The sequence below is a fragment of the Mesorhizobium sp. M0047 genome (assembly GCF_040323315.1).
Lineage (GTDB): Bacteria > Pseudomonadota > Alphaproteobacteria > Rhizobiales > Rhizobiaceae > Mesorhizobium.
Genome location: NZ_JAMYUW010000014.1, coordinates 47,185 through 58,927, shown reverse-complemented (window position 1 = coordinate 58,927; position 11,743 = coordinate 47,185). Strand labels below are relative to the sequence as shown.

9 protein-coding genes and 2 pseudogenes are annotated in these 11,743 nt (G+C 62.6%); 3 read left to right on the top strand and 8 right to left on the bottom strand.

The features are described 5' to 3' along the window. The first annotated feature begins 256 nt into the window (after positions 1-256). The gene (locus NKJ89_RS15855) at positions 257-496 is read left to right on the top strand and encodes a methyltransferase (protein ID WP_352603714.1); all 240 of its coding nucleotides are present in this window, start codon (positions 257-259) and stop codon (positions 494-496) included. A 455-nt stretch (positions 497-951) separates the two neighbouring features. Here the strand turns inward: NKJ89_RS15855 and NKJ89_RS15850 are convergent, their stop codons facing one another. From NKJ89_RS15850 to NKJ89_RS15820, 7 genes and pseudogenes are all read right to left on the bottom strand, one after another. Further along, entirely contained in the window at positions 952-1,338 is a 387-nt protein-coding gene (locus NKJ89_RS15850; RefSeq protein ID WP_352603712.1) for a DUF5615 family PIN-like protein, read from the bottom strand. Next, positions 1,335-1,991 carry a DUF433 domain-containing protein gene (locus tag NKJ89_RS15845; RefSeq protein WP_352603710.1) on the bottom strand — a complete coding sequence of 219 codons (657 nt, stop codon included), beginning with the start codon at positions 1,989-1,991 and terminating at the stop codon, positions 1,335-1,337. Before NKJ89_RS15845 ends, NKJ89_RS15850 begins: the two co-directional genes overlap by 4 nt. 230 nt (positions 1,992-2,221) lie before the next feature. Then, positions 2,222-6,517 carry a HEAT repeat domain-containing protein gene (locus tag NKJ89_RS15840; RefSeq protein WP_352603708.1) on the bottom strand — a complete coding sequence of 1,432 codons (4,296 nt, stop codon included), beginning with the start codon at positions 6,515-6,517 and terminating at the stop codon, positions 2,222-2,224. Further along, on the bottom strand, positions 6,507-7,388 hold the full coding sequence (locus NKJ89_RS15835) for a hypothetical protein (RefSeq protein ID WP_352603706.1): 882 nt from the start codon (positions 7,386-7,388) through the stop codon (positions 6,507-6,509). Before NKJ89_RS15835 ends, NKJ89_RS15840 begins: the two co-directional genes overlap by 11 nt. A gap of 167 nt (positions 7,389-7,555) precedes the next feature. Next, positions 7,556-8,097: pseudogene (locus tag NKJ89_RS15830) on the bottom strand (exonuclease domain-containing protein); the annotation flags it as partial. Between the two features lie 279 nt (positions 8,098-8,376). After that, a complete protein-coding gene (gene scpB, locus NKJ89_RS15825) occupies positions 8,377-9,084 on the bottom strand; it encodes an SMC-Scp complex subunit ScpB (RefSeq protein WP_352603704.1) in 708 nt (235 codons plus the stop codon). A 5-nt stretch (positions 9,085-9,089) separates the two neighbouring features. Continuing rightward, complete coding sequence (locus NKJ89_RS15820; protein ID WP_352603903.1) at positions 9,090-10,046, bottom strand: DUF1403 family protein; 957 nt, start codon at positions 10,044-10,046, stop codon at positions 9,090-9,092. Here NKJ89_RS15820 and NKJ89_RS15815 point away from each other — a divergent pair. Further along, a complete protein-coding gene (locus NKJ89_RS15815; protein WP_352603915.1) occupies positions 9,946-10,203 on the top strand; it encodes a hypothetical protein in 258 nt (85 codons plus the stop codon). The two genes, NKJ89_RS15820 and NKJ89_RS15815, sit on opposite strands and share 101 nt — an antisense overlap. A 64-nt stretch (positions 10,204-10,267) precedes the next feature. On the opposite strand, the gene NKJ89_RS15810 is transcribed toward NKJ89_RS15815, so the two are convergent. Beyond that, on the bottom strand, positions 10,268-11,104 hold the full coding sequence (locus tag NKJ89_RS15810; protein WP_352603702.1) for an RHE_PE00001 family protein: 837 nt from the start codon (positions 11,102-11,104) through the stop codon (positions 10,268-10,270). Positions 11,105-11,156: 52 nt separating this feature from the next. On the opposite strand from NKJ89_RS15810, the pseudogene NKJ89_RS15805 reads away from it, so the two are divergent. Then, positions 11,157-11,498: pseudogene (locus NKJ89_RS15805) on the top strand (recombinase family protein); the annotation flags it as partial. Positions 11,499-11,743 lie beyond the last annotated feature (245 nt).

Sequence of the window (11,743 nt, the reverse complement as noted above, 5' to 3'; positions counted from 1 at the left end):
GGAATTTACCTAGGAACAGCGTGCTTGTGGCTTGTGCCGTGCACTCGGAATATGGGCGTTCAACTCCCAATTTCCCAGAGGCGACCATGTGGTGTTGTGGCACTTGCGTCATTGCAATCAGTTTGTGACGACGAAGCACTGAAGGACATCGTTCAGCGGCAGTCTATCGGATTTTCCGGCGGTGAAATCCCGATATTCGATGGCGAGGATCCGACGATGCTGGCACCCTTCTGGGAGGCGATGCATTCGCTCCCCGATGACCGCGCGCAAGCCCGGCGAAGCCATGGATTCCAGTCATTTCCGCCGCCTTCTGGACATCGGCGGCGGATCGGGTGCGTACGACATCGAGCCTGTATGGGCGCTGCGTGCGACCTTGTTTGACTTGCCGCATGTGGCCACGATCGCCGCGGGAAAGTTGCGGGCCGGCTTGACTGACCGCATAGAGGCCACAGGCGGCAGCTTCCCAGGGATCACGACGTGCATCTCCTGTCGATAATCCTGCACGATTGGGACGAGGCGAAGAACGGCGCCCTGCTGATCCTTCGAGGCTTTGCCGTGCGGCGGCGCTGGCGTCATCACGGCGGCGAACTATGATTGCTGAAGCAGACCGCCTTCGGCGTCCTGCTCACTGCCTTCGGTAGCGTACGATTCGCACTGACCTTGTTCTGACCCCAACTGTTCAAGGCGCGTTAGGGCTTCGCCGATATCGTTCCATGCAAGGGACCCATCCTCGATGTTTACAGTACATAGATTCGCCGCCCCTCCAACTGCACCTAGATGTCTTCGCGGGCGCGCACGACCTGGACAGCCTGCACCGACAACGCCGCCGCAGACAGCAGCCACTGCTTGGTGTGAGATGCTGAAAAGGAAGCCGCGATGCACGGCTTCGATCCGAACAAGCTGGGCCGCATCGACGACATTGGCGCCCGCCGTGCCGAAACAATCCCTCCGCTAGTCGGCCTCGGCGGCCGGCAAGTTATAGCGGGTGATGACTGCCTCGCCCTCTTCGAGTTCGATCTCGATAACCTCATTGACGACGGCGGCGTCGGCGCCGAGCTCTTCCAGGAGTGCGTCGAATAGTTCTCGTTGCTTATCGGGCGCTACCTGGGGAACTATGATGAGCAGACCGGCATGCACTTCCTCCCGTGCATAGAGCTTCCTGAAATCGCGAGCATTATTGGTTACGAACGTGAAGTCCTCGGCAATGATGCGAGGCATGAGATCCCAATCGGTCTCCCCGCTCAGTCCGAGCCAGTTGACGTGTCCGGCCTCGTGGCCGCGCGCCTCTGCGACCGCCACAAGGGAGGTGTGCAGGCATTCGTCAACGAGAAACTTCACGCGGGCACGCGGGCCTTCCGTATTGAAGGCCGAGGATCACCCTTCAACGTCGCGCGTTTCGACGACGTGACCTTCAAACCCTGATCGGAGAGCTTCTTCGGCCTGCCGCGGGTGGGATGTGCGGCGGTCCATATTTTGGCCAACCCGACCATTCGCGCGGTGAGGCTCGGATACCCCTCGAGGAGATCATCCTCATCAGCGCCCTGCGCGAGCATGGCCGCAATCGTACGAACGGGGATGCGTGTCCCCTTGAACACGGGCTCTCCACCCATCACCCCCTTGACCCTACCAATCGCCGCTTCAGCTTCATCGAGATCGCGAATGCGCACGTTCAACTGCTTGCGGGCCTCGGCAACATCGACGATCAGTAGATCGTCAGCTTTTACGGTCTTGGCGGTGGGCTCGGCCTTGATCGCTTCGAAGAGGCGCTGACGCCGCTCGGCCGCCAGGGTTGAGCCAACGCCATACCAGAGCTTGAGGCGCAACAGGCCTTCGCCTGTCAGCGCGCGGCGCCGAACACCCTTTGCCGGCGCGGCCGCGCCGCTCACGGTGTCGACGATCCTCTTGTCGATCGCGTTGTGAACCGCCTTGATGCCGATCTGGCTCACGGCAGCTGCTTCGGCTGGGGTGTAGACGCGGGCAGCGGAACTCATAATTATTCTCCTTTGAGAGAATAATATAAGCTACCTGTTGGCTCGCGTAAAGGAGATCCTATCTGGCAAGATCGCGATGCTTACTGTCTCAGGATTGTGATGTGCGCGCCATTCGGCGATGCAGCAGCAAAAGGCCGGAAGGCGCGCACAAAGCAAAGTCGAGAACGCGAAGGCCAGCTAAGGAGGTTGGGATGGCGGCAAATACCGCAGGAGCGGCGGCAAAGGAGAGGTTACGTGCCGTCGTCGACACCGGCCTCTTCCTCCCTGTACGGCGACAAAGAGCGCATAGTCATAACGCCAATCCGTTCGGGGAGGTCGAACGCGCGGATACCGTTCATTTCTCCCGAGAGCGGCAATCCGAACGCCGCGTCGGCAACCCAAGCGATATAGCGCTCAAATCCTGAATCCACATCCAATGCTTGGCTCCAGGTTTCAACGGAGGCGCGTTCATCTGCGGTCAGTGCCTCCAAGGCGTCGCCTCGCGCAAGTCGCCAGAGAATTTGCTCGCGGTCGTCCAGTGACAGTCCGTCGACCTTGTCGACAGCTATCGCAGTCGTTCGGATAAGCATCATGCGCTCAAACTGCGTGCCTGCGCGCAGTTCTCTGAGCAGCTTCTCACGGGGTTCGCCTCCCAGCGCGCCGAAGGCGACAAGAAGCGGGCCAGCAATCACCGATGTATCGCCTTGCGCGGCGCGAGCTGCGGCAGAATCCAATGCATCAAGCTTTTCGCCCGTCGAACGGTCGCACAGCGCCCAGGCGGCGGCTTGCGCCCGTGGCCGATAAGCGGCGTCGCCGCCCAGTCCGGGGCTTTCGAGCGCTGCCAACAAGACTGGAGTGATGCGTGCATCGTCCTGTTTCGCCAACGCACACAAAGCGGCGCACGCGACGAACGGATCGGCAGAGTGCGCGCAAGCCCTGTCAAGGAGGGCATCGATGGCGCTGAGCGGGAGTTCTTCAAATGATCCAAGTGCCTGCGCCGCCGCTCGAGCGACGCTGAACCGCGGCCACGCCCCTCCCATTGGCAAATGGCTGCCGAAGTTTCGTGTATCGGCAAGCAATTCGATCAAAGGTTCGATGGCCTCTGGCCAAAGGTTCTCCTGCATGAGACGCGCAAATGCCAGTCGCATATCGGCGCTGGCGTCGCTGGCGACCGAAATAAAATGCTTCCGCTCATCGGCTGTCGCGTCGGGCACGAGCGCGCGAAGCGCTTCTCGACGAACATCGTAGCGCTTGTGTCCCAGAGCCTTTCGCACAGCGATGCGCAGGTCGACGCCATTCGCAATTTGTAGCGCCTGGATCGCGGCCTGACCGTCGCGCGCATCATCGGTCGATAGCAGCCGTTCCGCAGCCGCCGCGATGTCGAGACCAGCTGCACCCGCCAGACAAGCGAGCGGACCGGCTAGGTCGATCGAACAGTTCTGCAGGACAGAGGGTAGCAGACTCAGAGCTGGCCCTGGCAGCACCGATGCCGCAGCCCGGATCTCCCCGCCAGTCAGGATGTCGATCAGGCCATTGGCCAGTCCGCGTTCGGCTTCACCGAGATTCTGGACAATCGTATCCGCCCGAGCACGACGCGTCGCGACGCCGTCCTTACCCTTCGGATCATCATCCAGCTTCGTCGCTATCACGTCAAAGACGATCTCCAAGCGCCGCTCGGATGAAGCACCTCCAGAGACCTTGAGGAGATCGGGAACGGGGTCTCTGGTTCCGCTATGGGCCGCGGCGATCTCCACGAGGCGTTGCCGATGGCTGACGCTGTCCAAGTCGGACCGGGCCAACTCCGCCAAAAGGAAATCGCTCAAGCCGTCGTCCCAGTGCTGCTGGACGGCGCCCCACGCCTGGTCGCGAACCCAGTCCTCGGCATGCTTGAGCAGGAACTCCAGCTCCGCAAGTGTGGGGGAACGACGGCGTTCCGAGATCAGCTCGGCAAGCGCGTAGACCAGAAGTTTGCGATGCGGGCTGTCGACGATCCAATCAATGCCGTCGCGCGCCCGGCGAAGCTTCACGACGGCCTTCATACCCTGGCGAGCGTTGAAGTACTGCTCGCCGGGTTCTTCGATGATGTGATCGGCCGCGTCCGCGTCGACCGCGTGCTCTTCGGCCTGGTAGGTGTCGTCGGCAAAACCCTCCAGCCACGTGTCGGCTTCGGCCTCCGAACGCGCAAACCGCGCAATCGCCCGGTCGTAATCGGGCATTTCGCCCGACAGCGCGCCCGTGACGATCACGTCGATATTCTCATGAGGCCCGCCAGGGCCGGCAACGGAATCGAGCGCATCCCAGAACACGTTGTGGAGATCGGTTCCGATTCTGCCGAGGAACGCGTTCAGCCCCGGATGGTACTCACGATGTGCGAAAGGCAGGACCTCACGGACAAACCTGTCGATCAGCGTCTTCGTGCGGACGTCGCTTCGTAACGCCGCCACCTCTTCATCGCTGACCTGCGGTGGGCGCCATTGCTCGCGAGACCCTGGCGCGTCCGTTTCCGGCCCGCCTTCGATAAGGATCCTGGCCAAGCGACTGGGTACATGGTCGAGCGAACCGAAGCGTTCGAGATCGCGCAGCGCCCTTTCGAAGTCAGCGCGCTTGTTGGCGGATAGCGCCACGGCCTCCAGATGAGCGTCAAGGCGCTCTTGCGTCGGGTCGCTCAGATCGAGGTCTAGTTCCTCGATGCGAGCCGCCGCCCGCAGGACACCAAGCCCCGTTTCCAAACCCCAGTCTTCGCCGTCTTGATCCCAACCGACCAGGACGTCGACGACCGTCGAAAGCGTGTGTTCGGCGTCGCGGGCACGGCGCATGAACGTGAGACGCAGCCCATCCTCAACGCGGGGATGATGGAAGGACAGCGCCGCGCCGTCCCGTCGCAGGTTCTGCCCAGCGACGAGGAAGTCAATCAATCCTTCGACGTCTGGCCGTAACGCCGGATCGGCGGCTCGGAGACGCCTTCCCAGCTTTGCGAAAACCTCTCGTGCGACCGCTCCGCGCCCATTGAGCATCGCCCAGATGACGGCGGCGCTCTCAGCGCCATCCAGTCCGAATGGCGCGATCTGATCAGCGATGACCTTGGAGATGGCTTGGATCTGAGAGTCTGCAAGAATCTCGTCGATCTTGCGCGGCTTCTCGCCGCTCTCCCGGCTGAGTGCGACGAGAAAACGCTTTATCTCATACGGTCGTGTCAGCTCCGCGAGCGCCCGGTCGCGGTGCTGACCCGCGAGCGCACGAGCATGGCCAGTTAGGTCGGCGGCGATGCCATCATAGATTTCGCCCAGGCGCGCCGGCCCATAATCCTCGACCTCAATGGAGACGACATAGGGCCGTAGATCCTTCATCAGCTCGTGGCCGGCGCTTTGAAGGACATCGGACCGGGACGTGATCAAAAACTTGCGGCCTGGGCCCGCGCTGTCGAGCAGCTTGGAAAGCTCTCCGCTCCAGCGATCCGCGCCGGGTGTGAGCCGGTTGCCGCCCCAGGGATCGCGCAAATGAAACAGGACGGGATCGGATCGCGTCAGATGATGCCGAACATGTCCGGGTCCATGCTCCTCGCCGACGACATCGAACGGAGGCGTGCCGCGCCGAAGATCAAGCTCAAGGACGTCGGCCGTCAGGGTCTTACCCGTACCCGACGGCCCTACGATTACCGCAGCGTGCGACGTCTCGAGTTGATCCTTGATGGCGTCAAAGGATCTGGGGCGAACGTAGTGATCCATATCGCGTGTCGGCGCTACCGAGCCGCCATGACGAACCAGAACATCAAGCAGCTCCGAGCGCCTCCAACGCCCTTCGTTGGCGCCCTGTATTCTCTGGCGAACGGCGTCGCAAAGATCACGCAGGCAATCGGCGTGCTTCGAAGCGGGCACGTGCCCATGCTGGGACAGCAGTGTGCTGATCCGCGCCGCCAGCACCTCCCGCGTCACGCCTGTCAGCAGGAGAATGCGCGAAGCGAGCGCGGCTTGAGCCGGCGCATTGTACCCCTTCCGGCTGTGGGGCGGCAGTTCATCGACCTCAGGAAAGTCGAACAGATGCTCGCCTTCGTGAGGCCTCAGACCCTCGGCCGATGCCTCGTTAGTGACAAAGACATAGCGCCGCTCCGAAGCGGCTTGCAACATCTCAATCGGCCTGCTGCGCTTGCTCCCTTTGTCAGTCTGGTCAGCGTCCTTGCCGAGTAGCACGTCGGCGATTGCCGCGGTCGACCACGGCGATCCAGAACGCGTCTTCGCCTGCAAGATCAGATCGAGACGCTCGCCTTCCGCCGTCAGCCCCAACGAGGCGGTCGAAGCGTCTGTGACGGCGGCTTCTAGATCCTCATCGGAGCGCGGTTCGATGACGACTTCGTCGGTCGCGGCCTTGGCCAGCAGAAGGTCGAGCGCCACCCAGACGGTGACCTCGATCTGATACTCGTACCCCGCGTAGCCGGGATTGCCCGAACTGACCCTCGATCGCGCCGGAGCGCCACCGCCAGCGGCGGTGCGCCGCTTACGGGGCGGGCTGGGCTGGCGGCTCTTCGGTTTAGCTGTCTTCCTATCCGCCACGGCCGGTCCCTTTCAGAACCATCCGCACGAACGCAAACATGCACATGAACAGATAGTCGATCTGATCTGGCGAGGTCAGCGCCTCTTGCGTGATCTCTGAGTGGCGGATGCGGAAGCTGTTGCCGATGTTCGTCAGTTCGACCGCTTCGCGCGCCAGCAATTGACGGAAAGCCGAGTTCGGCGCGGCAACGCGGTCTAATAGCGCATCGGCCTGGGCGCATTTATTCGCCCCCTGCTCAAGAGTCTTCAGCCGCTCAAATGCGTCCCAGAGCTTCTCAACCGAGTCCTGCCGATCCTCCGGCTTTGGCGACACGATCCGTCGCCGTGCGGCCTCGAGCAGGCGATCCGTTTCACCATCCCCGGTTTGAAAAAGCGTGCATCCGATAGCGTCGGCCAGCGGCGCCGGAAGGAGACGCCGAGCCTGGCCCGCGGGCGTAAGCTCAAACGCCAGCGCATTGCGGCTGAACAGCATGTTCACATCGGCGACGAACCGTTCAAGGCCGGCCGCGCGGTCCCAACTGAGGTGGTAGTGCCGAAAGAACGAGTGAAATGACTCTTGAACCGGCTGTCCAACCGCGCCGGCGCAAAACTCTAGGAGGTCGAGAATGACAGGCGTGGCCCGGACTTCGCTGGGTGAAAGCGGCCATTCCACCCAGGTCACTTCCGCTGCCAGTACCCGGCGAAAGGATTGCTCGTCGCACCCGCACGGCCCATTCCCATCCGGGCATTGCTCGGGAAAGCGCAACCCGAACGAGCCGTCTCCGATCCGGGTCTGGATCAGGCTGTAAAGCCCCGCCCACAAACGCGCGTCGATGATATCGATCGTCGGCGGCTGCGCTCCGTATTCTCGGTCTGTAAAATAGGTAGACATCTACCCGGCCGCCCCGCGTCGTATCTGCTCATCTGAAGAGTTGCTCTATGTCGGCCATCGACCGGAAATGAGCAAGAAGTAGCTAATGGCTTGCCGCAGAAATCTCAAACCCCCGACTAAGGTGTGCAGTCGAAGGCGTGTCAGGCTGCAACTTTCCGGCCTTCATAAAGCGCATCATCGAGCGCGTCGTGACCCCGCAATGGGGAATGCTCAACGCTATAATATTCAGCAAGCTGGTTGCTCGGTGTCTTCGCCAAATCCTCGATCGGCATGCCCGCTGCAAGCAGTAGCTTGACGACATTGTCAAAACGATGGGCCGGAATGGGACGCTGGATACCGGCGACATAGCACCTGATCGCGACCATATTCAGCTCGTCCTTGCCCATGACCAAAACCGAATCTCCTCCGAGAAGCTGTCAATGCCGGCAAGAGCATCCTGCAAAGATACGCCCTCGGCCTCGATAATCTCTTCGGTGATGCCTGTCAGCTTGGTGAAGAACGGGTCGATGGCATACCTGTAGCCAAGCCGATCGATCGGCCGGACATAGGCTTTGTATGTCCCCACGAGAGGAAATTCACCCTCAAGCCCAAGCTTGACCGCCCCGATCTGCGCGATGACGCGATCGGGGTCGTGGACCGCGCACCAGAACCGGCGTTGCGAGCCTCCCAAGCAAAGAAATTCGCAGTCCAATACGATCGCTGCTTTCACAGATCATCGACCCACTGGCGCTAACAGGCACTTTTCATCACGAGCGAGATAACTGTACTTTCGGATATGCGAAGATGCATCAGCCGAACTGGGACCCTACTCTCCAGGGCTCGAGACCATGGCTCCTGCTGAAAGCCGCTCTGAGTCCGAAATATGTCGACAAAGTTCGGACAAGGACGGGGGCCAAAGAGCTGTTGGCCGCTGTTTGCGGAGCAGGCAGCCCATTGAGAAGCCGCCAACAATATGCAACGGCCAGCGGCTGCTGCGCGGCAGCGGCAGCTAATCTTCGATCTCGAGGTCGGCGTTTTGATGGCTGGAGGAAAAGTCCGGCAAAATATCGCCAGCCAGCAGCCTTTCCTTCGACAGCAAGCCGGCATCCTCGAGCGCCTCGAAATCCGGGAGGTCGCGCAGCGTGTCGAGCCCGAACTCCAGCAGGAATTCTTTTGTCGTGACATAGGTGTAGGGCGCACCCGGCGTCGGGCTGCGCGGACCGGAGGCGAGCATGCCGGCGCCGCGCAGATGGCCGATGAAGTCGCGGCTGATTTCCTTGCCGAAGAAGGAGGACAGTTCGGCGCGGGTGATCGGCTGAAAATAGGCGATGCACATCAGTACCAGCACCTCTGACTGCGTCAGGTCGGTCGCCTTCTCGCCGTCACCGACGGCCGCACGGATGGCGTCGGCATAGGCCGGCCGGGTCAGGTGCTTCCAGCCGCCGGCGACCGCGACCAGGTCGTAGGGTCGGCCGCGCAGTTCCTCGCGGATGTCGTCGATCAAGAGGTCGATGCTGCAGCTTTTGCCGACGATGCGGGCGAGCGTTTCGCGGCCGACTGGTTCACTGGCCGCAAAAATCGTGGCCTCGACACGGTTCATCCATTCGCGCCAGCGCACCTCAGGCGGCAGGTGATCCAGTTCCCGGTCAAACAGCTGGTCAGCTGATCGACGGTCATCTGACCGGCTCCCCCCTCGCCTGCTCGCTCCCTCCGCCATGATCGTCACAGCCCGTAAATGCGGAAGGTGGGGCGGCCGGACAGTTCGCGTACGGCGCCGAGCTCGACCAGCCGGTCGAACAGGCGGCGAAGGCCGCGGTCGCTCATGCCTGCGATCTTTTCCGAGGCGACGATCGCGTCGTCGGACAAGAGCCTTTCGACGACAAAATCAGACGCCCGGGCGCGTAGTTTCGGTGCCACCGCAAGCAGCCGGTCCGCGCGGCGCTCGAGCTCAGCGGAAAGATCGATGGCGCGCAACGCGGCCCGCGCCTGGGCGGCGATCAGGTTTTTCGCACGATCGGATTCCGTTTCGGAACCCGCAGCCAGAGCGACAATCGCTGGTCGACGCGGCCGGCCCGTACCCACGGCTAAGGCCGCCTCGCCGCCCAGCAAAGGGATTGCATGCGTCCAACCTAGCCCCTGCGCCAGCAAGGCATCGGCAAGCCAGGCCCCGACGGCGCGAGCAAAGCCGTGTCGCTCGGCGGCCATGAATGTGCCGGCCAGCGTTGCGACCATGCCAGCGCCGGCCGCGAGTTGCCGAAGATCAGCCGCCAGATCGCTGACCACCTCATCATCCGGGGCGTAGCCGAACTCTTCCAACACCGCGGCCAGGTTTTTCTCCGTCAGCAATTCGTCCCCGGACCGGGCCGCCAGCCGGCGCCAGGCGAGCAGCAAAAGACCGGCCGGGCCGACGGACAAAAAATCGCCCGGTCGCGCGAGCAGCACGGCGTCGCGCAACGCGCCTTCATCCTCGACGCGGCCGGCCTGCTTTGCCGTTGCCGTGGCCGCCGAAAGTGCTAGGCGCTGCCGCCAGGCGCCGGCCCACCGCTCCTGCCGGCGGACCACCGCGTCGAGCGCGCCGATGGCGGCGCCGGCAGTGAGCGCGACGTCCTCAACTTCTTTTCTCGCAAGGCTTTGCGCATCGGCGGTGGCCCGGCGCAACCAGGCCGGCACCGTTGCGATCGGCGCGGTCGAAGGGGCACCGAGAAGCGCGGCGTGGTGGCGTGGAGAGAGTTTGGGACGCAGAATCATCGAAAGCAGGATGAATCACGGCGGCGCTTTTGGCAACGAAAATAGACAAAAAGCGCTGCGCCTGTCGCGCATCGACAACGAACGATAATCTTGCATTATCAGGAGCTTAGTCTCTCGTCGTTGCCCACAACAAGGGCGGCAACCTCCTCGTCTCAGATCACTCCCCAGGCGCGAAACCTTCCCGTCCCCGTCATCTCGCGCAGGCCGAGCTCGCCGACCAGGTTGAGCGCCCCCTGTTTTGTGACTTTTAGCCGCTCCTGGATCATGCCGGTGGAGACGAGCGGCCGGGACAGCACCAGCTCGACCAAATCGGGCAGTTTCGAGCTGGCGCGCCGTTGTTTGAGCCGCCGCTCCATCTGGCTTTTGGCCAGCACCAGCCGATCGTGTTCCTTCAGGCCAGCCACTGCTGCGTCGTGGATTCCATCGAGCAAGGCGAGCAGCCGATCGGAGCGATCGGGCGCCCGCCGCCGCTCACGCGGAATGTTTTTCGAGCCGAGATGCAGGCAAGCGAGATGGTTGGCGGCAAGACCCTCGTGGCGCAGCAGTGCGGCAACAAACAGCGGCCCGAGCCAGGCGGCATGCTGCAGCACCTCAATGTCCGACCAGGCTTCGAGCAGGATTGCGGCGCGCAGCACCGACGGCCACTCCCGCGTGTCGGCGAGCACGGCCTGCCATTCGGCCAGCCGTTCTTCTTCATTCCAGTCGAGATCGTAGATCAGGCCGTATTGCGGCTCCGGCCGGCCCTCTTTTCGAGCCGGCACGTCGGCGCCATTCAGAATCCTGGACGAGCGCGCCAGGACGGCATCGATCTCGGCAAATTCTTCGACCAGCCGGTCGGCCTCAGCGTCTTCGCGATCGTCGGCTTCAAAGGAGCTGGCTCCAACCCCCTCCCCGTCCCGGCTTTTTTGGCCCGCCGCCGGCAGGGCGCCGCCGCGACCGGTCAGCGCCAAAAAACCGTCGCGGCTGAGCGCCCAGTCCGGTATGCGCAAAAATCTTCCGGCGGGTTCGCAGCACCGCGTCCGCCCGGGTGAGTTCGTGGGTCGGGGTGCGGATGTCCATGAACGACTGCGGCGGGCAGTGAGGTGGCTCGTCACCGAGCACCTGGCCGAATCCACACTGCTAAAGCGGGCGTCTTCGCTGCCTCCCGAAGATCGCCTGATGACTCTTGTGGCAGGGATTTCGCAGTCTAACCCAGACCTGTCGCTCCGCGACATCGCTGGCCAGCTCGAGCGTCTGCATGAGCGAACCCCACGAGGAAGCGCAAAATGGTCTGCCTCCTCAGTCAAGAACCTGCTCGATCGAGCCCGCCGGCTTGGACTCGTCGCCGAACTACTCACCGTCATCCCGCGGCAGAACAGTCCTCAGTTTACGGTCCGTGGGTGACGCTCAACATTCCCGAGCCGCTTGTATGCGGCCCAGGCATCAGCTGGAACAGCGCTGCCGGCCCGCGCCAGCCAAGCCGCACGATCGGATTCGGTAAGCGAATTCCACCACACCATCCCGGCGGTTTCATCGGGCGTCGGTTCCGGGTCGTGTTCGTTTTTCATGTCTTCGATGCTCTCATAAGACGCTCGTCCCGACAAGCGCTGCAGCAACCGTCCATGTCCTAGTGCGGATCGAAACCCGCC